Origin of the sequence: Streptomyces sp. MJM8645 (assembly GCF_001625365.1) — a bacterium.
Classification (GTDB): Bacteria; Actinomycetota; Actinomycetes; order Streptomycetales; family Streptomycetaceae; genus Kitasatospora.
The window spans coordinates 273,258-298,649 of the sequence record NZ_LJJF01000001.1 but is presented as its reverse complement, the minus strand read 5'-3'; the positions used below and the strand labels follow the sequence as shown (position 1 = coordinate 298,649).

At 75.2% G+C, this 25,392-nt stretch carries 22 protein-coding genes; 18 read left to right on the top strand and 4 right to left on the bottom strand.

All coding sequences use genetic code 11. The annotated features are described in order from the left end of the window. Window positions 1-90 precede the first annotated feature (90 nt). The 18 genes from A6F73_RS01180 (at window position 91) to A6F73_RS01100 (ending at window position 21,642) form a co-directional block, all read left to right on the top strand. A complete protein-coding gene (locus A6F73_RS01180) occupies window positions 91-1,638 on the top strand; it encodes a phage tail sheath family protein (RefSeq protein WP_063346013.1) in 1,548 nt (515 codons plus the stop codon). A 38-nt stretch (window positions 1,639-1,676) separates the two neighbouring features. After that, window positions 1,677-2,117, top strand: coding sequence for a phage tail protein (locus tag A6F73_RS01175; RefSeq protein ID WP_063346012.1), 441 nt, complete (start codon window positions 1,677-1,679; stop codon window positions 2,115-2,117). Next, the gene (locus tag A6F73_RS01170; protein WP_063346011.1) at window positions 2,114-2,608 is read left to right on the top strand and encodes a hypothetical protein; all 495 of its coding nucleotides are present in this window, start codon (window positions 2,114-2,116) and stop codon (window positions 2,606-2,608) included. The genes A6F73_RS01175 and A6F73_RS01170 overlap by 4 nt, the downstream gene beginning before the upstream one ends. Beyond that, complete coding sequence (locus A6F73_RS41220; protein ID WP_347878560.1) at window positions 2,605-2,763, top strand: DUF6760 family protein; 159 nt, start codon at window positions 2,605-2,607, stop codon at window positions 2,761-2,763. Before A6F73_RS01170 ends, A6F73_RS41220 begins: the two co-directional genes overlap by 4 nt. Window positions 2,764-5,989: 3,226 nt before the next feature. Continuing rightward, window positions 5,990-6,574, top strand: a complete 585-nt coding sequence (locus tag A6F73_RS41215; protein WP_159398307.1) for a hypothetical protein — start codon at window positions 5,990-5,992, stop codon at window positions 6,572-6,574. 88 nt (window positions 6,575-6,662) lie between these two features. Next, complete coding sequence (locus tag A6F73_RS01160) at window positions 6,663-7,091, top strand: phage tail protein (RefSeq protein WP_063346010.1); 429 nt, start codon at window positions 6,663-6,665, stop codon at window positions 7,089-7,091. Window positions 7,092-7,149: 58 nt separating this feature from the next. Then, window positions 7,150-7,869, top strand: coding sequence for a LysM peptidoglycan-binding domain-containing protein (locus A6F73_RS01155; protein ID WP_063346009.1), 720 nt, complete (start codon window positions 7,150-7,152; stop codon window positions 7,867-7,869). Beyond that, a complete protein-coding gene (locus A6F73_RS01150; RefSeq protein WP_063346008.1) occupies window positions 7,866-9,647 on the top strand; it encodes a VgrG-related protein in 1,782 nt (593 codons plus the stop codon). Before A6F73_RS01155 ends, A6F73_RS01150 begins: the two co-directional genes overlap by 4 nt. A 75-nt stretch (window positions 9,648-9,722) precedes the next feature. Next, window positions 9,723-10,034, top strand: a complete 312-nt coding sequence (locus A6F73_RS01145; RefSeq protein WP_063346007.1) for a PAAR domain-containing protein — start codon at window positions 9,723-9,725, stop codon at window positions 10,032-10,034. Beyond that, window positions 10,031-10,483, top strand: a complete 453-nt coding sequence (locus A6F73_RS01140; RefSeq protein ID WP_063346006.1) for a GPW/gp25 family protein — start codon at window positions 10,031-10,033, stop codon at window positions 10,481-10,483. Before A6F73_RS01145 ends, A6F73_RS01140 begins: the two co-directional genes overlap by 4 nt. Continuing rightward, window positions 10,483-12,444 (top strand): putative baseplate assembly protein, encoded by a 1,962-nt coding sequence (locus A6F73_RS01135; protein ID WP_063346005.1) that lies wholly within the window; start codon window positions 10,483-10,485, stop codon window positions 12,442-12,444. Before A6F73_RS01140 ends, A6F73_RS01135 begins: the two co-directional genes overlap by 1 nt. Then, the gene (locus A6F73_RS01130; RefSeq protein ID WP_063346004.1) at window positions 12,441-13,049 is read left to right on the top strand and encodes a phage tail protein; all 609 of its coding nucleotides are present in this window, start codon (window positions 12,441-12,443) and stop codon (window positions 13,047-13,049) included. The genes A6F73_RS01135 and A6F73_RS01130 overlap by 4 nt, the downstream gene beginning before the upstream one ends. A 3-nt stretch (window positions 13,050-13,052) precedes the next feature. Next, window positions 13,053-14,255: a zinc-ribbon domain-containing protein gene (locus A6F73_RS01125; RefSeq protein ID WP_063346003.1), complete on the top strand. Its 1,203-nt coding sequence runs from the start codon at window positions 13,053-13,055 to the stop codon at window positions 14,253-14,255. A gap of 82 nt (window positions 14,256-14,337) precedes the next feature. After that, window positions 14,338-15,384, top strand: a complete 1,047-nt coding sequence (locus A6F73_RS01120; protein WP_063346002.1) for a TIGR03617 family F420-dependent LLM class oxidoreductase — start codon at window positions 14,338-14,340, stop codon at window positions 15,382-15,384. Between the two features lie 280 nt (window positions 15,385-15,664). Beyond that, window positions 15,665-16,030, top strand: a complete 366-nt coding sequence (locus A6F73_RS01115) for a hypothetical protein (RefSeq protein WP_159398306.1) — start codon at window positions 15,665-15,667, stop codon at window positions 16,028-16,030. Beyond that, window positions 16,027-17,841, top strand: a complete 1,815-nt coding sequence (locus tag A6F73_RS01110) for a GMC family oxidoreductase (RefSeq protein WP_063346000.1) — start codon at window positions 16,027-16,029, stop codon at window positions 17,839-17,841. Before A6F73_RS01115 ends, A6F73_RS01110 begins: the two co-directional genes overlap by 4 nt. Then, window positions 17,838-18,680, top strand: a complete 843-nt coding sequence (locus A6F73_RS01105; RefSeq protein WP_063345999.1) for a hypothetical protein — start codon at window positions 17,838-17,840, stop codon at window positions 18,678-18,680. The genes A6F73_RS01110 and A6F73_RS01105 overlap by 4 nt, the downstream gene beginning before the upstream one ends. Window positions 18,681-18,843: 163 nt before the next feature. After that, window positions 18,844-21,642, top strand: a complete 2,799-nt coding sequence (locus A6F73_RS01100; RefSeq protein WP_347878506.1) for a BTAD domain-containing putative transcriptional regulator — start codon at window positions 18,844-18,846, stop codon at window positions 21,640-21,642. Between the two features lie 121 nt (window positions 21,643-21,763). On the opposite strand, the gene A6F73_RS01095 is transcribed toward A6F73_RS01100, so the two are convergent. The 4 genes from A6F73_RS01095 to A6F73_RS01080 all read right to left on the bottom strand — a co-directional run bounded on the left by A6F73_RS01095 (window position 21,764) and on the right by A6F73_RS01080 (window position 25,182). Continuing rightward, window positions 21,764-22,834, bottom strand: coding sequence for a bile acid:sodium symporter family protein (locus tag A6F73_RS01095; protein ID WP_063345997.1), 1,071 nt, complete (start codon window positions 22,832-22,834; stop codon window positions 21,764-21,766). Beyond that, the gene (locus tag A6F73_RS01090; RefSeq protein WP_208869031.1) at window positions 22,831-23,130 is read right to left on the bottom strand and encodes a hypothetical protein; all 300 of its coding nucleotides are present in this window, start codon (window positions 23,128-23,130) and stop codon (window positions 22,831-22,833) included. The genes A6F73_RS01095 and A6F73_RS01090 overlap by 4 nt, the downstream gene beginning before the upstream one ends. After that, a complete protein-coding gene (locus A6F73_RS01085; protein WP_063345996.1) occupies window positions 23,130-24,014 on the bottom strand; it encodes an isocitrate lyase/PEP mutase family protein in 885 nt (294 codons plus the stop codon). The genes A6F73_RS01090 and A6F73_RS01085 overlap by 1 nt, the downstream gene beginning before the upstream one ends. Window positions 24,015-24,312: 298 nt before the next feature. Beyond that, window positions 24,313-25,182, bottom strand: coding sequence for a class I SAM-dependent methyltransferase (locus tag A6F73_RS01080; RefSeq protein WP_063345995.1), 870 nt, complete (start codon window positions 25,180-25,182; stop codon window positions 24,313-24,315). Window positions 25,183-25,392 lie beyond the last annotated feature (210 nt).

Sequence of the window (25,392 nt, the reverse complement as noted above, 5' to 3'; positions counted from 1 at the left end):
GCCCCTGGTCCGGGACCTGCGGACATGTCGCGGGCGGCGGCCCGGCAGCAGACTCGGTGGCGAATGATCGGCCACCCCGAAGGAGCGAGCATGCCGTCGTACCTCACCCCGGGCGTGTACGTGGAGGAGGTCCAGTCCGGTGCCCGGCCGATCGAGGGTGTCGGCACTGCCGTCGCCGCCCTCGTCGGCTTCGCCCAGACCGGCCCCTTCCACGAGCCCACCCTGGTGACCAACTGGGACCAGTACGTCCAGCAGTTCGGCGGCTTCTCCGAAGGCACCTACCTGCCCCACGCCGTCTACGGCTTCTTCGCCAACGGCGGCGGCGCCGTCTACGTCGTGCGGATCGGCGAGCCCGGCGGCGAGACGGCCGGCGGCTGGCCGCCGGCCGCCCGATCGGCGCCCGCGCCCACCGCCCACGCCGGTTTCCTGTTCACGGCCCTGCCCGGTGCGGGCGCCGACCTGACCGTCGAGATCGCCGACGTCGAGGGCGAGAACGTCCCCGACGACCGGTTCCGGCTGGTGGTCCGCAAGGGCACCGAGGTCGCCGAGACGTACGACGTCTCGACCCGCAAGAACACCAAGGGTTATGTCGTCACCCAGCTGCGCGAGTCCAAGCTCGTCGCGGTCAGCGAGCAGCCGGGCACCGCGCCGAGCCGCCCGGAGCGCCAGACGCTCGCCCTCGCCGCCGCCCCCGCGCCCGGGCCGGTCGCCCCCGCCGCCACGACCCGGCTCAGCCCCGCCGAGTACATCGGCGACGCCTCGGCCCGCACCGGGTTCTCCGGCCTGGAGGCGATCGACGAGATCACCATGGTCGCGGTGCCCGACCTGATGAGCGCCTACCAGCGCGGCGACATCGACGCCGAGGGCGTGCGGACCGTCCAGCTCGCGGTGATGTCGCACTGCGAGCAGATGGGCGACCGGATCGCCGTCCTGGACTCCCCGCCCGGGCTGAGCGCCCAGCAGATGCGCAACTGGCGCAACGACGAGGCGGGCTTCGACTCCCGCTACGCGGCCCTGTACTACCCGTGGATCAAGGTGTTCGACCCGGCGACCGGCCGCAACACGATGGTCCCCCCGAGCGGGCACGCCGCCGGCGTGTGGGCGCGCAGCGACGCCGAGCGCGGCGTGCACAAGGCGCCGGCCAACGAGGTCATCCGCGGCGCGGTGGACCTGGAGATCCGCCTCAGCAAGGGCGAGCAGGACCTGCTGAACCCGATCGGCGTCAACTGCGTGCGGGCCTTCCCCGGGCGCGGCATCCGGATCTGGGGCGCCCGGACCCTCTCCTCGGACCCGGCGTGGCGCTACCTCAACGTGCGGCGGCTCTTCAACTACCTGGAGGAGTCCATCCTCCTGGGGACCCAGTGGGTGGTGTTCGAGCCCAACGACGACCGGCTGTGGTCGAGCATCCGCCGCAACATCACGGCGTTCCTGACCGAGGAGTGGCGGCGCGGCGCGCTGTTCGGCGCGACGGCCGCGGAGGCCTTCTACGTCAAGTGCGACCGTGAGAACAACCCGCAGGAGTCCATCGACCTCGGGCAGGTGGTGTGCGAGATCGGGGTCGCTCCGGTGAAGCCCGCCGAGTTCGTGGTGTTCCGGCTGTCCCAGTTCTCGGACAGCACGAGCCTCGTCAACGAGTGACCAGCAGGCCAGCACAGACCGGAAGGTGACAGGAAGTCATGGCTGAAGGCGATCCGCTCTCCACACACATATTCGGCGTCCAACTCGGCGGCTACAACGTCGAGTCGGTCAAGGAGATCAGCAACCTGACCGTCGACCAGGACGTCGTCGAGTACAAGCAGGTGACCCAGCAGGGCAAGCTGATCGTCCGCAAACAGCCCGGCGCGCGGCTCCCGGGCGAGGTGACGATCACCCGCGGGCTCGACAAGAGCGGGGCGTTCACCAAGTGGATCAACGAGACCCTCAACAACGGCGCGATCAACACCGCGCGCCAGAACCTCACCATCGAGGTCAAGGACACCACCGGCGCCACACTCCGGCGGATCCAGCTGATGAACGCCTGGGCCAGCCGGTGGGAGGGCCCCACCCTCACCGCCGGTGAGTCCAGCGCCGCGACCGAGACGGTGACCATCGTGTTCGAGGAGATCACCGTCGAATGAGACGACGGATCAGCCTCGACGAACTCCTGGAGCAGGCTCCGGCAGCCGCCCCCGCTCCCGCCGCGGCCCCGGCCCCGCAGGCCGCCGCGCCGCAGCGGGGGCGGGGCCCCCAGGGGCACGGACTGCACACGGAGTTCGAGTTCGAGCTCCCGCGCGGATACCTGGACGACGAGGGCACCCTGCACCGGCACGGCGCCATGCGCCTGGCCACCGCGCGGGACGAACTCATGCCCCAGATCGACCTGCGGGTCAAGGAGAACCCGGCGTACCTGAGCGTCGTGCTGCTCAGCCACGTGATCACCCGGCTCGGCACCGTCACCGACGTGCACGCCGGCGTCGTCGAGCAGATGTACGCCACCGACGTCGCGTTCCTCCAGGACTTCTACCAGCGGATCAACAGCGAGGGCCACACCCGCGCCGCGGTGACCTGCCCGCACTGCGACGGGGCCTTCGAAGTCGACCTCGCTGGTGGGCGCCTGGGGGAATGGTGACGTACGCGACCACCCGGCTGTACGAGGAGGTCGCGTACATCGCCTACCACTTCCACTGGCAGCGGGAGGACATCCTCGACCTGTCCCACCAGGAACGCCGCGCGTGGGTGCGGGAGATCGCGCGGATCAACACCCGCGTCAACGAAGGCGGGTGAGCGCGGGATGGGGATTCGGGACCGGCTCGGACGGCGGAAGGCCGGCGGCCCGGGCGAGGCGGGCGTTTCGGGTGCCCCGGGTACCTCGGGTGTCTCAGGTGTTACGGGCGGCACGGGTGACGCGGCTCCCGCGCCCCGGGCCGACGCGCCCGCCCCGGACGGTGGTTGGCGCGCGGTCGCGCCCCTGACCCCGACCATCGCGGGGGCGGCGGGCGGGGTCAGCGACGGCCTGCGGTTCCGGTCCCGGCTCGCCTCCTGGCAGAACCCCTCGCTGACCGGCGCACTCGGACACGCGGTCCTGCCGTCCGCCCCGGCGGGCATCCTGCGGGCGGTGGCACGGCCCCTCGGCCCGGCGGTCTCCGCCGGGGCGGACGGGCCCGTGCTGCCGTACGTCGCACCGGCGGGGGCGCCGTCGGTGGTTTCGGATCCGGCCTCGGATTCGGTCCTGGCTTCGGCTTCGGCGGGGGACGGGCCGGGTGCGACGGGCGGGCTCGGTCGGGTGCGGCAGGTGCAGAGGTCCGGCGCCGCGGTGCGACGGCTGCCCGCACGGGCGGTGGCCGCCGAGGGCGGCGCCGCGCCGGCTGCCCCCGCGCCCGCCGCCGCCCCCACCCCTGCTCACGGTTCCGAGGTGCCGCTTGCCGGGCAGGCCGGGCCTGACCGGCCGGTCCCGTCGCGCCGCGTCGGGAAGCCCCTGACCACTGCACCCCGCCCCCGGTCGCTGCCGCCGCGTGCGGTGGCCGTGATCCCGCCCCGGCCGGTGCAGCGTGCCGCGAGCGCGACGACAGTGGAACGTGCCGCCGCCGTCGCGCCGGTGGAGCCTGCTGACGGCGCGAAGCCGGTAGAGCCTGCCGAGGGTGTGGCACTGGTGGAACGGCCCGCGAGCGCGACGACGGTGGAGCAGTCCGCCGACGTTGCTCCGCCCGTCGCGGAGCCGGGTGGCACTGCGCGGCCGTCCGAGACCTCCGAGCCGGCTCCGGTGCGGCCGAACGATGCCCCGACCTCGCGCACCGGCAACGCCGTGCAGCGCGCCGCGAGGGGAGGCCCCGCACCGGGCCGACCCGTGCTCGGTGCCCCGCTGACCTCGCTGCCCGCCAGCGCCTCGCCACGGCTCAACGCCGACGGCGCGGCAGGCCTGGGGCCCGTACCCGGCCCAGGGGTCGGGCACGGGCCGATGCCGATCGTCTCCCCGCCCGCGCAGCCGACTGCTCCGGCGGGGAGCGGGTCGGACGGCTCGGAGCCGTCGGCACCGGGCAACCCGGCGCGCTCGGCTCGCCCTGCCCGCCCCGAGCCGGGACGGCGCGGGGACGCCCCCGTACAGCGCGCCGTCCAGACCGGCGGCGGTCCGACCGCCGCGCAGCGCGCCACACAGCCGCGCACCGAACAGCCGCGTACCGAACAGGCGCGCACCGAATCGTCCAACGCCCGCACGCACGGCGGCCTGGGTGCGCCGCTGACCGCGCTGCCGCCGACGGCGGGCGCGGCACCCGGAGCACGGGCCGCCGGTACGGCCGACGGCCGGCGCGGCCCCGTCCGGCGGACCACGGCCCCGGGCCACGGTGTCCCCGCGACTCCCGACGCTCCACGGACTCCCGCCGCCCCGGCCACCCCCGCATCGCCGCAGCCGGCCGGCCGAAGCGCGGCGGCCCCGAGCCCGGACGGCGCTCCTCGCGCCACGGGCACGGCCGCCGCCGCGCCGGGCGCCACGGCAGTCCAGCGTGCGGCTGCGCCTAGCGCGCGAAGCGCTGCCACGAGCGGGCAGGGCGGCTCCACGGAGCCCGGCCCCGCCGCCGGGCCGCAGTCTCCCCCCGGGACGGCACCGCAGGACCCGGCCCGCCGTGCCCGGCGCAGCGGTGGCGCCGGTGGTGCCGGTGGTATCGGTGGCGTCCGGGATGTGCGGCCCACCGCTTCGCCGGGCGAGCCCGGCCCGCTGGTCGTGGCCCGCTCGCCGATCGGCGGCACCGCCGCACGTCCGGCGGCCGGGCCGGGCCACCGCACGCTCGGCCTGCTCGGCGAGCGCCGCATGGCGTCCACGCTCGCCGCGCCGGCGACGGCGCCCGCACCGGTGTCCGGCCGCGTGCCCGCGCCGGTGCCCGCCCCACCCGTCGTCAGGGCCGCCTGGCCGCAGGAGCCGCCCGTGCGCACCGAAGTGCCGCCGGCCCCGGAGCCGGCGGCACCCGCGAGCTGGCGGCACCGGGCCGCCGCCGTCCTGCGCCTGCCCCGACGGGTACAGGCGGGCCGACCCGACGCTGCGCGCCCGGCGTCCCCGGAATCCCCGTCGGACCCGGAAGGCACCGCCCCGGCGGTGCCGGGTGCGCGGGGTGCCGTGGTGGCGCGTGCGGGTGCGCGGGGATCGGCGTCCGGCAGCTCTGCGGACTCTGCCGGCTCGGGCGCGGTGGGGCGTTCTGCTGCCGTGAGGCGTCCGAGCGTGCAGCGTTCGGTGGCCGGCGGCGCCGGCCCGGTGCAGGCGGACGCGCGCTCGTCGGCGTCGGCCGGCTCGGCGGCGCAGGGGCCGCGGCCGTCGGGGCGCGGTGGTGCCCCCTCGGGGCGTGCAGGTGTGCGGGGTCCGGCGACTGGTGGCTCCGGTCCGGTGGCTGCCGGCCCCGGAACTGGCCCGATGGAGGCGGATGCGCGCCGGTCGGAGCGCGGCGCTCCTCCTGCGGGGCGGGCGGGTGTGCAGCGTTCGACGACGGCCGGGGGACCTCGCCCGGAGGCGCCGGACGGGCAGCCCGTAGCGCCCGCCATCGCCCCGGCCGGGCGGGCGCGGCACGGGGAGACTCCCGTGCCGCCGCCGGCTGTGGAGCGTGGCGGCCGTGGTCCGGCGGTGCAGCGTTCGGTCTCCGGCGGTCCGAGCTCTGTCGAGCCGGGTGTCCGGTCGGCGGAGCCGCGAGGTGCTGCGGTGCCTGTCGTGGTTCCCGCCGGTCGGGTGCGGCGCGGGGAGCGTCCAGCACCCCCGGTCGTCGTGGCCGATGCCGGCCCGGCGGCCGTGGGCGCCTCCCGTGCCGGGCGCGCTGCGAGCGTGCAGCGTTCGGTGTCCGCCGGCCCTGCCGCTGCCGCTGCTGCCGGCTCTGCCCTCGCCCCCGGCCCGGTCGAGCCGACCGTGCGACCGGTGTTCTCCGCCGATGCGTCGACGCCTGTCGCAGCCCCCGCCGTCCCCGCCGGTCGCGGGGGGCGTCCTGTGTCCGCGTCCGTTGCCTCCTCGGGTGGTCGTGTTCCGAGCGTGCCGTTGGTGCGACTCACCCCGCCGAGCGCCCCGCCGAGCGCCCCGGCGTCCCCGGCGGTCCCCGCGATGGTCCAGCGGCTGCCGGTCGCCGGGCCCGCCGGCCCGGCCGTGCCCGCGTCCGCGGCGCCTCCGCTGCCGGGCGGTGGCGCCTGGGCTCCGGGCGTCGCGGGGGGCGGCTTCGGCGGACCGGGGGCGGGCGGGGAGTCGCTGTTGCGCACCGGGTCGTGGTCGTGGACCGCGCCGTCGCGGGACGGCGCGGGTTCGTCCTCAGGGTCGTCCGGGCCGGCGCGGCCGTCGACGGATACCGCCCGGGTGCTGCAACGGGTGGCGGAGCAGGCGGGGTTGCACGGGGTGCCGTTGACCGCCGTACCGGCCCGCACTCCGGTGACCGTCCAGACCACCGCCTCGTCCCCGCCGCCGACCGCGGCCCCGCCCGCTCAGCCGGGCGGCGGATCGTCGACCGGGCCCACGTCGGGGGCCGACCTCGACGAACTGGCCCGGCGCCTGATCGAGCCCGTCGGACGGCTGCTGCGCGCGGAGTTGCGCAGGGGTAGGGAGCGCGCCGGGCGGCCGTACGACGGCCGTCGCTGAGCGCTCGGGGCGCGGTGGGCAGACGGGCAGTGGCAGGTGGCAGGTGGCAGGTGGCAGGTGGTAGGCGGGCAGGGCGACGGAGGCAGGAATGACCGACAACATCTTCGCGACGAGCGTGTTCTTCAAGCTCACGATCGGTGGCAACGATCTGGGCGAGTTCACGACGTGCTCGGGGCTGGGCGCCGAGGTCGAGATCCACCAGTACGCCGAGGGCGGCAACAACGGGTTCTCCTGGCAGTTGCCGGGCCGGATCACCTGGTCGAACATCACGCTCACCCGCGCGGTCACCGCGGACACCGTCAAGATCGCCCGCTGGCTGGACGAGACCGTGCGGCGGGTCCAGCCCAAGAACGGTGAAATCGTGGCCCTGCGGCCCGACCTGAGCCCCATCGTCAGCTGGCAGGTGCTCGGCATCGTGCCCGTCCGCTGGCAGGGCCCGTCGTTCGACCCGGCGAACTCGCAGGCGGCGATGGAGTCCCTGGAGATCGCCCACGCCGGGCTGCGCCCGTCATCGTGACGGCGCGCCGCACCCGGCGCAGGCCACCCATCGGACGACGAACGGAAGGAGGTGCGGGATGTCAGACGTCCCCGCGAGTGTCACCCGGGCCCAACTGGCCATCATGGAGCCGCCGGCGACGGTCGGTGCCCAGCCCGGCGGGGTGATCGCGAGGCTCCCGCTTCAGTTCAACCCGTCGAGCCTGGTGCTGCGGAAGTCCTCGGAGTGGCGCCGCACCCCGTCCCGGATGGCCGCCGAGTCCGCGCTGCCCGAGTTCGTCGGCAGCGGGCCCCGCTCGCTGTCCATGGAGGTGTTCCTCGATGCGACGGCGACCCATGACGACTCCGTGGAAAAGGCGGTGGAGCAGCTGATGACGGCCTGTGTGCCGACTCCGGCCAGCCTGGCGCGCAAGAAGCCGGCGAGCCCGTGGATCCGGCTGGACTGGGGCACGTCGTCGACGACGTCGTTCAACGGCGTGCTGACCGGCCTTCAGGTCACCTACTCGCTGTTCGACGTCGACGGCAAGCCGCTGCGGGCCACCTGCTCGTTCACCATCGACGAGGCCAGTGTCGACACGCCGGGCCAGAACCCGACCTCCGGCTCGATGGAGGCGCGCAGCACCCACCGGGTGATCGCGGGCGACAGCCTGCCGCTGCTCGCCTGGCGCGAGTACGGCGACGCGACCGCCTGGCGCACCATCGCCGAGGCCAACGACATCGACGACCCGATGGTGCTCGTCCCCGGGGTGGAACTGATCGTGCCGGGGATCGACGAGCCCACCCGAGGAGGGCGGTCATGACCACTCCCGAGGCACGCGGCGGCCGCTCCTTCGCCGCGGATCCGATCGTCGAGGCGCCCGGCCCGCTGCCGCCGGTCTGGGCGGCCCAGCTGGTCTCCTGCGACATCGAGGAGAGCACGGGCCTGCCCGACACGGCCGTGCTGATGTTCCGCGACGCGGACCACACCTTCCTCTCCGCGACCGGGGTCACCATCGGCACCCGGCTGCGGGTCTCCGTGATGACGGTGCAGGGCAACGCGCAGGTGCGGCTGTTCACCGGCGAGGTGACGGCGCTGGAGCTGGACGTGGACACCACCGGCTCGTTCACCGTGGTGCGGGCGTCCGCCATCACCCACCGGCTGATGCGCGGGCGCCGGGTGAAGGCGTTCCGCAACATGTCGACGGCGGACATCGTCCGTCAGGTCGCCGCGGGCGCCGGGCTCGGTTGCGGCCGGGTCGACGCGTTCCCCGTCGTCCACGAGCAGCTGTCGCAGGCCAACGTCTCGGACTGGGAGTTCCTCCAGTACCTGGCGCAGGAGAGCGGCGCGCAGGTGCGGGCGGACGACGAGGGGCTGCTGGAGTTCGTCAAGCCCGAGCAGGCCTCCTCGGCCCCGGCCCCCTCGACGCCCGCTCCGCAGAACCCGCTGGTCCTGGAGTACGGCCGCAACCTGCTGGAGCTGCGCGGTGTGCTGACGGGCGGCGGCGGGGCGGACACCGTCGAGGTGCGCGGCTGGAACGTCCTCACCAAGAAGGCCCTGGTCGCCACGGAGCCGTCGGTGGCCAGCGAGACGGTGCGGCCCGGGATGAGCCCGTCGACGGCGGCCGCCGCCTTCTCGGGGCAGGCGCGGATGACCGTCACCGACACCCCGTACCGCACGCAGGCGGAGACGGCGGCCGCGGCCGGGTCGGTCGCCGCCTCGGTGGCCGCCGGGTTCGGCGAGCTGGAGGTGGTCGTCGAGGGCAACCCGAAGCTGCGGGCGGGCGTTCCGGTCGCCCTGGGCAACGTCGGCGCCGCCTTCTCGGGCCGCTACACGGCCACCGCGGTGCGCCACCTGCTGGAGCCCTTCCGCGGCTACCGGACGACTGTGGTGGTCAGCGCGGCGCCGGACCGCTCCCTCGCGGGGCTCGTCGCCGGGGGCAGTGCGGTGCCGCGCGGGCCGCGGATGCCCGGTCTGGCCGTCGCCGTGGTCACCGACATCCGGGAGCCGGGGGGCGCGCAACGCGGCTGGGTGCGGCTGAAGTTCCCGTGGCTGGACGACACCTACGTCTCCGACTGGGTGCGCACCGTTCAGTGGGGCGGGCAGGGCGGCGGCGGTGTGTTCAGCCCCGAGGTGAACGACGAGGTGCTGGTCGGCTTCGAGCAGGGCAGCCTGGACAGCCCGTACGTGCTGGGCGGCCTCTACAACGGCGTCGACAAGCCCTCGCCGCACGAGGTGCCGCTGGTCGACCCGGCCGGCGGGAAGGTCAACCGCCGCTCGCTGGTCTCCCGTTCGGGCCACCGCCTGGAACTGCTGGACGTGCCGGGCGGCCAGTCCGGCGTCCGGCTGGCCAGCGGGGACCGGAAGCTGGAGGTGCGGCTGGACGAGCAGCGCGGCGAGATCGTCCTGACCGTCTTCGGCGCGGCCGGTGCGGCGGCGGCGAGTTCGGTGCGGCTGTCCTCCACCGGCATCACCATCGACGCCGGCGCCGGGGCGGTGAACCTACGCGGGGGATCGGTGAACGTCACCGGCCGTACGGGGGTCACCGTGGACGGCGGCGCGCTGGCGGTGCTCAAGGCGGCTCTCGTGCGCATCAACTGAGTCACCGTCAGCTGAACCACCGTCAGTACGGCTAGACCCTCCGGCCCCCTCGAACCATCCGATTGGAGAACGCAGATGCCCCCCGCAGCCCGGATGGGTGACACCACCAGCGACGGCGGTGCCATCACCACCCCGCCACCAGGCGCCCTCGCGGCGGCGACCGTGCTGATCGGCGGCCGCCCGGCCGCCGTCACCGGCAGCCTGCACGTGTGCGTGCCGCACGTGGAACTCGGGCCCGGCAACGTCGTCATGCCCAGCCCCAAGGCGGCGGCCGGGGGCCTGGTCCTGATCGGGGGGCTGCCCGCGGCGCGGATGGGTGACCAGACGGCCTGCGGCGCGAAGATCGTCACCGGCGCCCTCAACGTGCTGATCGGGGGCGTCGCGTGAGCGGCTTCATCGGGCGAGGCTGGGCCTTCCCGCTGCGGGTGAACGCCACCGGCGGCATCGGCATGGTGGACCGGGACCGGGAGATCGAGGAGGCCATCCGGCTGATCCTCGGCACCGCCCCCGGGGAGCGGCCGATGCGCCCGGAGTTCGGCTGCGGCATCCACGAGTACGTGTTCGCGCCGAGCGACGGCGGCACGGCGGGCCGGATCGCGCGCGAGGTGCGCACCGCGCTGGAACGCTGGGAGCCGCGGATCGAGGTGGACGACGTCGTGATCGCCTTCGACACCGTCGACGACGGCACGCTCTACATCGACGTCCACTACACCGTGCGGTCCACCAACGACCGCCGCAACCTGGTCTTTCCCTTCTACACCATCCCGAGCTCGCCGGACGCCCCGGACGTCCAGGACGTCCCGGGTGCCCTGGGCGTGACCGGGGGAGCGAGCTGATGGCGCTGCCCTCCCCGAACCTGGACGACCGCCGGTTCCAGCAACTCGTCGACGAGGCCAAGCGGTTCGTCCAACAGCGGGCCCCGGAGTGGACCGACCACAACGTGTCCGACCCCGGGGTCACCCTGATCGAGACCTTCGCGTACATGGTGGACCAGCTGCTCTACCGGCTGAACCGGGTGCCGGAGAAGAACTACTCCGCCTTCCTCGACCTGCTGGGCGTCCGGCTCTTCCCGCCGGCCGCGGCGACCGCGGAGGTCGACTTCTGGCTGTCGGCCCCGCAGCCCGAGACGGTGCTGCTGCGGGCGGGCACCGAGGTGTCCACGCTGCGGACCGAGACCGAGGAGGCGGTGGTGTTCTCCACCGCCGAGGACCTGCCCGTCGTCCCCAGCTCCCTCGACCGGCTGGTCACCGTCTCCGCCGCGGGGGAGCAGACCGACGCCACGGCGCGGCTGGCCGACGGGGTGGACGTGCCGTGCTTCCAGCCGCGCCCCCAGGTCGGGGACGCCATGCTGTTCGCGCTGCCCGTCGTCGTGCCGCGCTGCATCCTCGTCGTCCGGCTGGACAGCCGGGTCGAGGGCGTCGGCGTCGACCCGCGCCAGCCCCCGCTGGCGTGGGAGGTGTGGGACGGCGCGCGGTGGATCGCCTGCGAGACCGGCTCCGACACCACCGGCGGCCTCAACCGGCCCGGTGAGGTGGTGGTGTTCGTGCCCGCCGGGCAGGTCGCCTCGGTGGTCGCCGGGCGCCGGGCGGGCTGGCTGCGCTGCCGGGTGTCCGCGCCGGAGCCGGGCCAGCCGTTCTACGCGGAGTCCCCGACGATCCGCCGCGCGGAGGTGTTCACGGTCGGCGGCACCGCGACTGTCGTGCACGCCCAGACCGTGACCGACGCGCCGCTCGGCACCTCGGAGGGCGTCGCGGGCCAGCGCTTCCGGCTCGCCAGGCCGCCCGTCCTGCTCGACGGCGGGCCCCCGGTGGTCGAGGTCGCGGCCGGCGACGGCTGGGAGCGGTGGACGGCCGTCGAGCACTTCGGCGACTCGGCGCCGACCGACCGGCACGTGGTGATCGACGCGACCACGGGCGAGTTCGCGTTCCCGCCCGCCGTCCGGGAACCCGACGGAGGCCTGCACGCCTTCGGCGCGGTGCCGCCCAAGGGCGCACACCTGCGGGTACCGCACTACCGCACGGGCGGCGGCACCGCCGGGAACGTCGCCCGGGCGACGATCACGGTGCTGCGCAGCTCCGTCCCGTACGTGGCCAGGGTCGACAACCGCGAGGCGGCCAGGGGCGGGGTCGACGGCGAGACGGTGGAGAACGCCAAGGTGCGCGCCCCCCACCTGCTGCGGCTCCAGGAACGGGCCGTCACCGCCGGGGACTTCGAGCTGATCGCCCGGCAGGCCGCCCCCTCGGCGGCCCGGGTGCGCTGCGCGCCGGCCGTCGCCGGGGAGGCGGGCGCGGTGCGGGTGCTGGTGGTCCCCGACGCGGTCGCGGACGAGGGCGACCGCCTGCGGTTCGAGCAGCTGATCCCCGGCGAGCAGGTGCTGTCGGCCATCGCGTCGGCCCTGGACGAGCGGCGGCTCGTCGGCACCCGGCTCGTCGTCCAACCGCCCGACTACCAGGGGGTGACGGTGGTCGCCCGGCTCGCGACCCGCTCCCCGGACGGCGACCGGGTCCGGGAGGCGGCGCTCGCGGCCCTGTTCCGGCACCTCAACCCGCTGCGCGGCGGCGCCGACGGAAGGGGCTGGCCGTTCGGCCGGGCCGTGCAGTACGGGGAGGTGTTCGCGGTGCTCCAGCAGGTGGCCGGGGTCACGGCGGTCGAGGAACTGCGGCTCTTCCCGGCGGATCCGATCACCGGGCGCCGGGGCGCGCCCGCCGAACGGGTCGACGTCGCCCCGGACGCGCTGGTCTTCTCGCACCAGCACCAGGTCGTGGTCGCCGCGCTCCCGGCGGACGGTCAGCGATGAGCAGAGCGGCCGTCCCCGGGCTGCCCAGCCCGCATCCGATCGGCGAACTCCTGCCCGCGCTCTACGCCGAGGACGACTTCGCCCAGCGGTTCACCGCAGGCCTGGACACCGTCCTCGCCCCGGTCTTCGCCACCCTGGACAACCTGCCCGCCTACTTCCAACCGCGCCTGGCCCCGGCCGACTTCGTCGAGTGGCTGGCGGACTGGGTCGCCGTCGAGACCGACCCGGCCTGGCCGGAGGAGGTCCGCCGGGCCGTGGTCGGCCGCGCGGTCGAACTGCACCGGTGGCGGGGCACCCGGCGCGGGCTCCGGGAACGGCTGCGGCTGATCCTCGGCGTCGGCGCGCAGATCGTGGACGGCGGCGGCGTGGCCTGGTCCACCACCGCGGGCGCGGAGTTGCCGCCCGCGCCCTCCGGGGAACTGCTGGTGCGGGTCTGGCCCGAGCGCACCCCGGCGGTGGACGAGGAGCAGGTGCTGGCGGTCGTCCGGGCGTCCTGCCCGGTGCACCTGACCTGCCGGGTGGAGGTCCTGTCCGGGCCGCCTGGTCCGTCCGGTCCACCTGGTTCATCCGGTCCACTCGGTCCACTCGGTGCGGAAGAGAGCTGAGCAATGCGTACGTGTCCCGAGTGCGGAGTGGCCAACGAGGACGGGGACGACTTCTGCGGTAACTGCGGTGCCTACCTGGGCTGGTCGGGGGCGGCTGCCGCCACCTCGGCGGCTCCCGGCTCTGCCGCCGGGCCGCCTGCTGCCGCCGCTGCGCCCGCCGCCGCGCCGCCTGCTGCCGCCGCGCCGCCTGCTGCCGCCCCGCCCGCTGCTCCGCCCGTCGGCGCGGCCCGCGAGGAACCGCCCGTGCGGCCGTCCGCGGCGCCCGCCGAACCGCCAGCCGCCCGGCCCGCCGAGCCGGCGAGGCCGTCCGCCGCCGCGCCCGCTGCTGCGCCCGCAGCCACGCCCAAGCCCGCACCCGCCTCCGAGGTGCCGCCGGTCCGCCCCGGTGCGGTGCCGCCGCAGCCCACGGCCGCCCGGCAGCCGGCGGCGGACCCGGTGGCGGTGCAGCCCGCCAAGCCCGTCGCGCCCCGCCCGATCGTCCGCCCGGCCGCGGCCGACGAGGCCCAGGTCGGCCCGCCCTGCCCCCGGTGCGGCACGCCCAACCGGCCCGACCGGAAGTTCTGCCGGCGGTGCGCGGAGCCGCTGACCCCCACCGAACTCGTGGCGGCCCTGCCGTGGTGGCGCACCCGCTGGCCGTTCCGGCGCCGCGTGCGCATCGGCGGCTCCGGCCGCACCCTGCGCCGGATGATCGCACTGCTCGTGCTGGCGGCGCTGGTGGTCGCGGGGGTGCTGTTCTACCCGGCGGGGCGGAACATCTACGAGGACGTGCTGGACAAGCTCCGCGACGCCTCGGCGATCTCCCCCACGGGGGCGGCGGCGAGCGCGGAGGTCGAGGGCCATCCCGCGAAACTGACCGTCGACGGGCTGAGCAACACCTACTGGGGGGCGCCGAACGTCGGGGACTCGATCAGCTTCCCCTTCGCCCGCCCGTTCCGGCTGGTGGACGTCATCATCCACACCGGCTCCTCCACCGAGCCGCAGCAGTTCCAGCAGCAGGCCCGGCCCACCGCCCTGGACCTGCGGATGACGACCTCGGACGGCAAGGTGCACGAGCAGAAGGTGACGCTGAACGACAAGCCGGGCCCGCAGACGGTGCTGACCGGCGTCAGCGACGTCGTGAAGGTGACGATGGTCGTCCGCGCCGCCGCCGGGACGGGGCCCGGAATCCCCATCGCGCTGGCCGAGGTGGAGTTCTTCAAACGCTGAGGGCAGGCTGCGGAGGTGGGCCCGGGTGCTGGCGTGGGAGGCTACCCGGGTACCGCCGCAGCCCGCGCCCAGGAGCACCGCCATGCACCGACCCCCCGCCTTCCGTCTCGACGCCACCGCCTCCGGGCACCCGGCGGGGATCCTCGACGCCGCCGAGCGGGCCGAACGCCGGGGCATGGACCGCCTGGTGGTCGCCGAGACCGCGTACGACCCGTTCCTCCAGCTGGCCCGCGCCGCCGACCGGACCGAGCGGATCGAGCTGGCCACCGGCATCGCGGTGGCCTTCGCCCGCACCCCGATGACGCTCGCCTACCAGGCCTGGGGGCTGCACGCGGCCTCCGGCGGACGGGCCGTCATCGGGCTGGGCTCGCAGGTCAAGCCGCACATCGAGAAGCGTTTCGGGATGCCCTGGGACCGGCCGGCCGCGCGGATGCGCGAGTACGTGCACGCGGTGCGGGCGATCTGGCACAGCTGGCAGACCGGCGAACGGCTGCGCTTCCGGGGCGAGTTCTACACCCACACGATGATGACGCCGGTCTTCTCGCCCGACCCCGTCCCCGCCGGGGTGCCGAGGATCCTGCTGGCCGGCGTCGGGCCGCTGATGACCCGGACGGCCGGGGCGGTGGCCGACGGGTTCCTCAGCCACCCGTTCTCGTCGCCCGCCTACCTGGCCGAGCAGGTGCTGCCCGGTCTGACCGGGGCCCGGGCGCAGGCCGAGGCCGAGGGCGCCCCGTGGACGGCGCGGCCGTTCGAGGTCGCCGGCAGTGTGCTGACCGCCACCGGTCGGACGGAGGAGGAACTGGCGGCCAACCGGGCCGGGGTGCGGGAGCGGCTGGCGTTCTACGCCTCCACCCCGGCCTACCGTCCGGTGCTGGCCCAGCACGGGTGGGAGGGGCTCCAGGAGGAACTGCACACCCACTCGGTGCGCGGCCGCTGGGCGGAGATGGCCGCACTGATCGACGACGAGGTGTTCGACACCTTCGCGGTGTCCGGTCCGGTCGAGGACGTCGCCCGCGAGCTGACCCGGCGGTACGTGGGCCTGGTCGACCGGCTGTCCGTCAGCCTGCCGGAGGAGGCGGACCCGGAGCTGGGCCTCGACGTCCTGGCGGCCGTCCGCGCCCTCGGCTGACCCCCGCCGTACCCCTCGTCGGACCTCCGCCCGGCCCCGCCGGGCCTCTCGCCGTACCCTCGCCAGCCCCCGCTCCCCGACCGGAAACAGCCGCCGACCGAACGCGGTGGGCGGCCGATCGGGCAGGAGACGGCCAAGACCGGGCACATTCGGGCAACGGGTTCCCGGTGACGACGGCGGGCGGCAGGATCGCGCTGGCAGACCGTGACGGGCCGCCGACTTCACCCACCCCACGGTCTGTCATGTCTTGGCCACCGTCGACGACCGTGGGGGTGCCCGCTTGTCCGTGCCAGACGACCGTCCTGCCGTTGACTGCCTCGCCGAGTTCGGGGCGTCCGACGACCTCGCCGACTTCGACGAGTTCCTGCGCGTCTGCGCCGAACTGACCGGCTTCGACGAGCCCGAGCTGCGCGCCACCGGCATGGCGCACGAGCACCACCGCACCGCCCTGGCCCACCGGGTCCGCGACGACCACGCCCTGGTCCACCTCTGGTACGTCGGCGCCTGGCCGGGCGAGACCCCCAGCTCCGCCCGCGCCTACGACCAGGGCCTGGCCTGGCGGACCTTCCGCGCCGACCCGCCCGGCGCCGCCGCCCCCGGCCACGGCAGCTGGGCCGAGGCACCCCGAGGGGGCGAGGAACGGTGACCGCCCGCTGGGACGTTGTCGTGGTCGGCGCCGGCTTCGCCGGAACGCTGGTCGCCCACCGCCTCGGCGCGCAGGGCCGGCGGGTCCTCGTCCTCGAAGCCGGCCGGGCCGCGCCCTCCGGGCCCGAGACCGCCGCCGCCTTCCGCGCGGCCGGCGGCGGCCCGCCCACCTCGCCCTACCCGCACCACCCCGACGCCCCGTCCCTCGACGTCACCGACCTCACCGGGCTCCCCGGCGGCGGCTTCACCGCCACCGGACACCTCCGGCAGGACGGCCCGCTGCCCTACGCCAGCGGCTACCTGCGCGCCAATGGCGGCACCGGACTGCTCTGGACCGGCCTCACCCCCCGCATGCACCCCGAGGACTTCCGCACCGGCGACCTCGGCCGCGGCCGCAACTGGCCGATCGGCTACCACGACCTGGAGCCGTACTACCGCGCCGCCGAACACGAACTCGGCATCGCCGCCGACGCCGGGGAGCAGCGCCGCGCCGTCGGACTGCCGATCCCGGACGACTACGCCTTCCCCATGCGGGCCATCCCGGCCAGTCACCTCGACCGCCGGCTCGCCCACGCCCTCGACGGCCGGACCGTCCGCGACCCAGCCATGCCCGGCCCCGCCCGGCTTGCCGTCACCGGCACCCCGCACGCCCGCAACGGCCTGCCCACCCGGCCCGGGGACAGCTTCGGCCCGCCCTGCGCGGGCAGCGCCAGCTGCGTCCCGGTCTGCCCGACCGGCGCCAAGTACACGCCGCTGCGCACCCAGGCCCGCTGGGCGCCCTGCGTCGAACTGCGCACCGGGGCCGTGGTGGCCAAGGTGCTCGCCGACCCGGTGACCGGGCGCGCCACCGGGGTGGAGTACCTGGCCGGCGGCGCGGCCCACCGGGTGGACGCGGACCTGGTCGTCCTCGCCGCGCACGCCGTCGAGAACGCCCGGCTGCTGCTCCTGTCCGGCCTGGCCAACCGCAGCGACCAGGTGGGCCGCAACCTGATGGACCACCCGGCGCTGCTCACCTGGGGGCTCATGCCCGGCCAGGTCGGCCCCTACCGGGGGCCCGGCTCCACCAGCGGCCTGGAGGCCTTCCGCTTCGGCCCGGCCCGCGCCCGCCGGGCCCCGTTCCGGATCGAGATCGGCAACTGGGGCTGGTCCTGGGCCGGTGGCTCCCCCGAGGCGGAGACGGCCGCACTGCTGGCCGCCGGGCTGCGCGGCAAGGAGCTGCGGGCACGCCTTGGGGACCGGCTCGGCCGTCAGTTCTCGCTCCAGTTCGAGCTGGAGCAGCCCGCCGACCCGGCCAACCGGGTCACCCTCGACCCGGACCGGCGCGATCCGCTCGGCCTCCCCGGCCCGGCCGTCCGCTACGACCTCGACGAGTACGTCCGCGCGGGCATGGTCTCGGCCCGGGCCGTCTCCGACCAGCTGTTCGCCCTGCTCGGCGCCGAGGACCACACCGCCTACCCGGCCGGTCCGCAGTGGCCGGGCCGCCTCGAACACCTGGGAACCGCCTACGGGTACCGGGGCGCGGGCCACGCCGGCGGCACCCACGTCATGGGCGACTCGCCCGCCACCTCCGTCGTCGACCACTGGCAGCGCTGCTGGGACCACCCCAACCTGTACGCCGTCGGGTGCGGTTCGATGCCCTCGCTCGGCACCTCCAACCCCTCGCTCACCATGGCCGCCCTCGCCCTGCGCAGCGCCGACCGGATCCACCAGGACCTGCTGGACCTGCACCGCCCGGTGTCCGTCGCCGGTACCCCTTCGTCCGTCGCTCCTTCGCCCGCCACCTGTTCGCCCGCCCTTCCGGAGACACCATGACCGGCCTGCCGCTCCCGCCCGTACCGGAGCCGTACCACCTGCCCTTCCACTACGGCGCGTTGCACAACATCGGCGTCGACTACCTGGTCGAGCCCGAGCGGGCGCGCGAACTGCTCGGCAAGCGCCACCCCGGCCTGACCGCCGCCGTGTTCGACGGCGGGGCCTGCGTGTCCCTCAACTACCAGCTGTACTTCGCCCAGTACCCGAACGGCGGTGGCATCACGGAGGAGCTGGAGATCAACCTGGTCGCCCACCCGGTGTTCGCCGGAGACCGCCTCCCGGTCCTCAACTACGGCCAGTACGCCCGGGGTTACGACCAGACCAAGCTGCTCGGGATCGCCCGCCTGCACGTCCTGTGCGACAACCCGCTCGCCATCGACGCCGGGCGCCGCCTGTACGCCGAGCCCAAGCACCCCGGCTGGTTCGAGACCGCGCTGCCCTCGCTCAACGCCCCCGCCGTGCGCGAGCGCTGGTCCGTCTCCTGCCGCCGGGCCACCCTCGGGGAGGACGGGCTGCGCCGCCACGACGAGCAACTCCTCGCCCTCGACGTGAACCTGATCGGCCTCACCGCCGAATCCGTCAACAACACCCCGATCACCGGCTACGGCACCGACGACGAGGGCAAGCTGCTCGCCGGCCCGCTCAACGTCTACCACCCCTACCGCTACTACGCCCTGGACGACCGCACCGCCGACCGTGTCCGGCTCGACCTCGGCAACCCCGCGGAGGAGTCCGCCCGCGACCTCGCCCACCTGATCGCCGACGCCCCGGCCGCCGGGGTCTGGACCTACCAGTCCCCGCCGGTCGCCGCCCACAACCGCGCCTACTACGTCCGGTGACGCCCATCAGTCGAGGGCGGGTTACGGTCAGGGTCGACACCACCTGAGTGGGCGGGCGGCGGACCGTGGACGCCGTTCTCGTGTGCACCCCTGACCGCTCCTCCGCAGCCGGGGGTGTGCGCGTGAGTGTCCACTGACAAGGGTAGCCTTACCCATTGCGCAGGTGATCGGCAGTGGGGAGGGACCCTTGTTGGAATTCCGGCTGCTCGGACCGGTGGAAGTCCGGTGCAACGGGCAGTTTGTCGAGATCGGGCCACCGAAACGCCGGACCTTGCTGGCGATGCTGCTCCTCGCCAACGACGCGCTGGTCACGAACGACCGCCTCACCGACGCCCTGTGGGGCGAGCAGCCGCCCAGACACGCCAAGACCGTGATCCAGGGGCACGTCTCCCAACTCCGCCGGCTGCTGCACCCCGTGGGCCCGGTCACCATCGCCACCGCCTGTGACGGTTACCTCCTCCAGGCGCCGTCCGACCACATCGACGGCGAGCGGTTCCGCGCCGCCGTCGCCGAAGCGCGCACCGGCGACGGCGCACCGGCCGGGATCCCGGCGCTGCGCAAGGCCCTCGCGCTCTGGCGCGGCCCGGCGCTCGCCGGACTCTGCGGCACACCCCCGGTCGTCGCCGCAGCAGCGGAACTGGAGGAGGCGCGGCTCGGCGCGGTGGAGGAGCTCGGCCAGGCGCTGACCGCGGGCCGGCGCGCCGAAGAGGCCGTCGCGGTGCTGCGGGGCCCGGCGGACCGGCATCCGCTGCGCGAATCCCTGGTGGCGCTCCTGCTCGACGCCCTGCTGGCGACGAACCGGCAGGCCGAGGCCATCGAGCTCTACCACCGGACGGCCCGACTGCTCGGTGACGAACTGGGCGTCGACCCGGGCCCCGCGATGGTCGAGGCCTACGACCGGATCCTCAGCCCGCCACGCGCCGCACGCCGACGGGAGGACACGCACCGGCCCGGGGACCCCCACGGGCAGCAGGCCGCGCACCGCCAGGAGGCCACCCGCCGCCAGGCCGACACCCGCCGTCCAGCGGACGCGCACCGCGGCGCGGGACACACGGGGCAGCCGGGCGCGAACGACCTGCGGCGACCGCTCCTGCTGCCCCGCCGACCGGCCGGCTTCACCGGGCGCAAGCGTGAACTCGCCGCCCTCGACGCGGCCGTGCGGCACACCGCACACGACTCGCCCATCTGCCTGGTCACCGGGCCGGCCGGGATCGGCAAGAGCGCGCTGGTGGCCCACTGGGCCCAACAGGCCGCGGCGGACTTCCCGGACGGCGTGCTCTTCGCCCGGCTCGGCGGCTTCATCGACACCGCCCCGATCGCCGACCCCGCCTTCGTCATCCGGGACTTCCTCGGCGCGCTCGGCATCCAGCCCGACGACATCCCGCAGAACACCGCCGCAGCCGAGGCGCTCTACCGCTCGCTGCTCCGCAACCGCCGCCTCCTGGTCATCCTCGACGACGCGCTGAGCTACGACCAGGTCCGCCCGCTGCTCCCCGGCGCCCACGGCTGCGCCACCGTCGTCACCAGCCGCAACCGGCTGGAGAGCCTGGTCGCCGGCGACTGCGCCCGCCCGCTGCTGCTGGACCGGCTCGGGCCGGGGGAGGGCGAGGCACTGTTCGCCCGCATCCTCGGCCCGGACCGGGTCGGAGCGGAACCGGACGCCGCCGGGCGCCTGGTGCGGCTGTGCGACGGGCTGCCGCTGGCCCTGCGACTGGCGGCGGCCCGGCTGGCGGTGCGACCCGAGCGCTCGCTCGGCGACGCGGTCGAGGAACTCCGCGACGGGCAGCGGCGGATCTCCTTCCTCGCGGTGGACGGCATCGACTTCGCCTCCGTCCTGCGCGTCAGCGTGGACCACCTCCCGCCGGACGCGGTCGCCGTCCTCCGGCTGCTGGCCCACCACTTCGGCCCCGACATCGACGTGGCGGCGGTCGCCGCGCTGGCGGACGACAGCCCGGCCGGCAGCCGCGCGGTGCTGGAACGCCTCGTCGCCGCCAACCTGGTGGAGGAGCGGGGGCACGACCGCTACGCCCTGCACGGACTCATCCGGCTGTTCGCCCGCTCGCTCGGCCCCGCCCCCGGGGGTGACCGCCTCCTTCCGCTCCTCGACCACTACCTGTACGCCGCCCTGGCCGCCGCGAGCGCGGCGGTGGCGGGCAGCCAACCCTGCTGCCGGCTCCCGGAGGACTTCCGGACGCCGGTGTCGACGCCCGTCTTCGCCGACCGGGAGGAGGCCATGGCCTGGTACGCCAGGGAACGGCGCAACCTCGTCGCCGCCACCGCGGCGGCCGCCGCCGGCCGGCACCACCACCGGGCGTGGCGACTCGCCCTGCTGCTGTGGCCCCTGGTCGTCCAGCAGCCCGGAGCCGACTGGGAGGCTCCGCTCGGCCACGCCCTCGGCTCCGCCGTCGAACTGGCCGAGGCCGACGCGGAATCCCGCGTCAGGAGCTTGCTCGGCTGGGTCCTCGGGCAGAACGGCCGGTACGAGGAGGCCTTGCCGCACCTGCTGCGCGCGCCCGACCTGGCCCGGCGCGCCGACGACACCGAGGGTGAGGCGATCGCCACCGCCAACCTGGCCCAGGCCCGGGAGGCACTCGGCGACACGAACCTGGCCGGCCTCGGCTACGAGCGGGCCGCACAGCTCGCCCGCAGGGCCGGCAGCCCGCAGACCGAGATGCTCACGACCTACTACCTGGCCCGGTACCACCTGCTGAACGAGCGCCCGGCGAAGGCGCTCACCCTCGCGCGGTGCGCGCTCGACCTTGCCCCGGAGGACCAGGTCGTGGCGCGCCGCGCGATGCTCCTGGACATCTGCGGGAGGGCCCTGTCCACCCTGGACCGCAACGGCGAGGCGTGGCACCACTTCGACCGCGCGGGCCGCCTCGCGGAACAGGACGGCTTCACCGCCGACGCCGCCGACTACTACGCGCGCGCCGCAGCGGTACGGACCTGCGGGAACGGGTAGCGGCTGCCGGCCGCGGCGCCCGGCTGGACACCGCGGCCGGGTGCCGCCGTCCGGCCCCAGACGCTGGCCCCAGACGCCGGGGCCAGACGTCGGCCCCAGGCGCCGGGCCCCAGGCGCCGGCTCACCCGGGAACGGGCGGCCCGCCCGGCCCCGTGAGCGCGGCCGGTACCCGATCGGCGGGCGGGGCCTGCCCGGCGGGCGTGGCGTCCGGCGCGCGGGCCCAGCGGCCGGCGAGCACGGTGCCGACCACCAGCTGGAGCTGGTGATACGCCATCAACGGCAGGACCAGCAGCCCGGCCTGGGGCCCGAAGAGCACGGTGGCCATCGGCAGGCCGCTCGCCAGACTCTTCTGCGAGCCGCACAGCACCGCCGCGATGGTGGCCGGCCGGTCGAGCCCCAGCAGCCGTGCCCCGAGCCCGGTGACCGCGAGCGCGGCGGCCAGCAGGGCGAGCAGCACCGCGAGCAGACCGAGCAGGGCGCCCGGGGTGGCCAGGCCCCAGCTGCCCTGAGCCGTCGCCGCGCTGAACGCGGTGTAGACGACGAGCAGGATCGAGCCCCGGTCCACCGGCGTCAGCACCCGTCTGTGCCGGGTGAGGAAGGCGCCGATCCACGGCCGCAGCACCTGCCCGAGCAGGAACGGCGCGAGCAACTGGGCCCCGATCCGCAGCAGCCCCTCGGCCGACAGTGCGGTGTGCACGTCCAGGAGCCAGGCCGCCAGCAGCGGGGTCAGCAGCAGCCCGGCCAGGCTGGAGTACGTCCCGGCGCAGATCGCCGCCGGGACGTCGCCCCCGGCGGCGCCGGTCAGCGCCACCGAGGACTGCACCGTCGACGGGAGCAGGCAGAGGAACAGCACCCCGGTCTGCAACTGCCCGCTGAGCGGGACGGGGGTGAGCAGCGCGGTGGCCGCCCCGAGCAGCGGGAAGAGGCCGAAGGTGGCGGCGAGCACCAGCCCGTGCAGCCGCAGGTGGCGCAGCCCGGCCAGCGTCTCGCGGGCGGAGAGCCGGGCGCCGTAGAGGAAGAACAGCAGCGCCACCGCCAGGTTGCAGGCCACTGCCGCCACCCGCGCCGAGCCCCCGGTAGCCGGAAACAGGGCGGCCAGGCCGACCGCCCCGGCGAGCGCGGCCAGGTACGGGTCGAGCCGGCGCGGCCACAGCCCGCGCCACCGGCCCCGGCGGGCGGTGTCGTCGGTCATCGGCCACCCCCGATCGCCGCCCCGCCCGGGCCGGACCCGAGCAGGCCGCCCACCAGAGACCCGGCGCCGTCGTGGTCGCTGCCCGCCGAGCCGCTGCCGTTCTGGACGTTGGCGGTGCGATCGATCTCCACCCAGGAGTCGGCGTTGGAGTTGTCGACGAGCGTGATCAGCCCCCCGCCCGCCGCCGCAGGCGCCGCCGCGCCGGCGAGCAGGCCGCACGCCCCGGCCAGCCCCAGCGCGGTGGCCCGCAGGACGGCGGCCGCCGGGGGCGGGGCGGGACCGCGCAGCCCGGCCATCACGCCGTCACCCCCGCGAACGGGCGGGAGCGCGCGATGTTCCGCTCCAGCAGTTCGGTGGACTCCCGCACGCCGATCTGCCGGCTCTCCCCGGCGCCGGCCGGCAGCCGCCCGTCGGCCACCTTCAGTCCGGTCAGCGCCTCGTCCATCGCCCGGTGGGCCGCGAACAGGCAGGGCGTGCTGTAGATGGCGACGTCCACCCCCAGCTCGGTCAGCTCGGAGAGCGACAGCCGGGGGGACTTGCCGCCGGCGATCTGGTTGAACAGCAGCGGCTTGTCGCCGACGACCCCCCGGATCCGCCGGATCCAGTCCTCGCTGCGCACCCCGTCGACCAGCACCACGTCGGCGTCGGTGGCGGCGAGGGCCCGGGCGCGGCGCAGGATGTCCTCCTCCTCGGTGGCGTCGGTGCGGGCGACCACCAGGAGGTCCGTCCGGTTGGCGAGGACGAGGTCCAGCTTCTCCAGGTACTCCTCCAGCGGGAGGACCTGTTTGCCGTCGGCGTGGCCGCAGCGGCGCGGCCGTTTCTGGTCCTCCAGGATGACGCCGGAAGCGCCGATGCGTTCGAGCCTGCGCACGACGTGGCAGGCGACCTCGGGATCGACGTAGCCGTCGTCGATGTCGACCAGGAGATGGTGCCGGGGGAAGGCGCCGCGCAACCGTTCGACGAAGCCGACCATGTCAGGCCAGGCGATGAATCCGATGTCGGGCAGGCCGTAGTAGGAGGCGGCGAAGCCGAATCCGGAGACGAACATGCCGTTGTAGTGCTCGGCCGCGATGGAGGCCGAGTACATGTCGTAGACGCCGATGAGGGGCGTGGCTCCCGGGCTCGCGATCTCCTCGCGGAGCCGCTGCCCGTGGCCCGACGCCGTGGTTCCGTGGAACATGGCCTTCTCCTCACTCGCGGTGGCTTTGCCTGAACTTGGTCTTCCCTAGACCAAACTGAGGTGCCATCACTATGTGGCCTTTAACGTTCCGTGGGCAAATCTTTAAGAGAGATTCACTCATTCGAGTGAGGCGTGGAATTGAATATATGTCAGACATATGAAAAGGGCGGTGGCGTGGAAGATCCACGCCACCGCCCTGATCCGGTCGGCCCGGTCGCCGGAGAATCCCGCGACCTCGGCGATGAGCGCGTAGCCGTGGCGGGGGGGAGTTGCGGGCGCGCGTCGGCGCGCCGGTGCGTCAGGACGCCGGAACGGGGCGGACGGCGCGGCGCTCGCGCAGCGTCCGGAGCACCCGGCGGGTCGCCCGGGTGGCGACCGGCGGCAGCAGGTCCAGCGCCAGCCGGCGCGAGGTGGACTGCTGGACGGGGGCCTTGACCTGGTAGTTGAGCCGCAGCACCGGCTCCCCGGCGATGGTGTCGTCGTCCACCGTGTAGCCCTCGGCCCGCCAGTCGCGGGCGAGCAGGACCTGCCGGACGGCCGCGGCGTCGCCCCAGGTGCCGTAGAACTTCATCGGGGTGAGCAGCACCGGCCGCAGGCCGCCGGTGAAGACCGCCTCCCAGACTGCCGCCGACACGCCGGGGGTGTGCTCCGAGCGGTAGTCGTCCAGCGCCACGACGCCGTTGTCGGCGAGCGCCGCCCTGGTCACCGCGATGTCCCCGGCGACGTGCTCGTACAGGTGGGAGGCGTCGACGTGGACGAACCGGCAGCTCCCGGCCGGGATCCGGCCGTCGGCCAGCACCGAGGTGGGCGCCTGCACGATCTCCGGCAACTCGCCGTGGAAGGCGAGGTAGTTGGCCTCGAAGGCGCTCCGGGTGAGGGTCTTGCGGTAGGACATCGCCATCTCGGCGGCGTTGTCCGCGTCGCCCGCCTCGGAGTCGAACAGGTCGCAGACGGTCAGCCGTTCGCCGGTCTGGAGGTGGTCGCCGAGCAGGACGGCGCTGCGGCCGAGGTAGCTGCCGAGTTCGAGGATGTCGCCGGTGGCGCCCGCCGTGGTCTGGGCCGCCAGCAGGTGGCCGAAGGCCGCCCGGTCGAGACGGAAGAACCAGCCGGGGATGTCGTCCCGGGTCAGTGGCGCGGGGCGGGTGGCTGTGGTCTCGGCGGTGGGCACGGCGGCCTCCAGGAGGGCGGGCGGGGCGCGGTGGCGGGTTCACGCCGCGGAGGGGATGCCGTGGACGTGAGGCCGATCATCATAGCGACGCGGAGGCCGACTGGGAGCCGGTTCGCAACGGCGCGATTTCGCGCGTTCGCGCTGCTGTGCGAAGGCGCTCGCCGGGTCGTGTCCCCGGCCTCACGGGTCGGTGCGCCCGGCCGGGTTCTC

Bases quoted from the DNA above. Each gene is read 5' to 3' on its own strand.
- A6F73_RS01180 (WP_063346013.1), top strand. From the start codon at position 91: ATGCCGTCGTACCTCACCCCGGGCGTGTACGTGGAGGAGGTCCAGTCC.
- A6F73_RS01175 (WP_063346012.1), top strand. From the start codon at position 1,677: ATGGCTGAAGGCGATCCGCTCTCCACACACATATTCGGCGTCCAACTC.
- A6F73_RS01170 (WP_063346011.1), top strand. From the start codon at position 2,114: ATGAGACGACGGATCAGCCTCGACGAACTCCTGGAGCAGGCTCCGGCA.
- A6F73_RS01160 (WP_063346010.1), top strand. From the start codon at position 6,663: ATGACCGACAACATCTTCGCGACGAGCGTGTTCTTCAAGCTCACGATC.
- A6F73_RS01155 (WP_063346009.1), top strand. From the start codon at position 7,150: ATGTCAGACGTCCCCGCGAGTGTCACCCGGGCCCAACTGGCCATCATG.
- A6F73_RS01150 (WP_063346008.1), top strand. From the start codon at position 7,866: ATGACCACTCCCGAGGCACGCGGCGGCCGCTCCTTCGCCGCGGATCCG.
- A6F73_RS01145 (WP_063346007.1), top strand. From the start codon at position 9,723: ATGCCCCCCGCAGCCCGGATGGGTGACACCACCAGCGACGGCGGTGCC.
- A6F73_RS01135 (WP_063346005.1), top strand. From the start codon at position 10,483: ATGGCGCTGCCCTCCCCGAACCTGGACGACCGCCGGTTCCAGCAACTC.
- A6F73_RS01130 (WP_063346004.1), top strand. From the start codon at position 12,441: ATGAGCAGAGCGGCCGTCCCCGGGCTGCCCAGCCCGCATCCGATCGGC.
- A6F73_RS01125 (WP_063346003.1), top strand. From the start codon at position 13,053: ATGCGTACGTGTCCCGAGTGCGGAGTGGCCAACGAGGACGGGGACGAC.
- A6F73_RS01120 (WP_063346002.1), top strand. From the start codon at position 14,338: ATGCACCGACCCCCCGCCTTCCGTCTCGACGCCACCGCCTCCGGGCAC.
- A6F73_RS01105 (WP_063345999.1), top strand. From the start codon at position 17,838: ATGACCGGCCTGCCGCTCCCGCCCGTACCGGAGCCGTACCACCTGCCC.
- A6F73_RS01095 (WP_063345997.1), bottom strand. From the start codon at position 22,834: ATGACCGACGACACCGCCCGCCGGGGCCGGTGGCGCGGGCTGTGGCCG.
- A6F73_RS01090 (WP_208869031.1), bottom strand. From the start codon at position 23,130: ATGGCCGGGCTGCGCGGTCCCGCCCCGCCCCCGGCGGCCGCCGTCCTG.
- A6F73_RS01085 (WP_063345996.1), bottom strand. From the start codon at position 24,014: ATGTTCCACGGAACCACGGCGTCGGGCCACGGGCAGCGGCTCCGCGAG.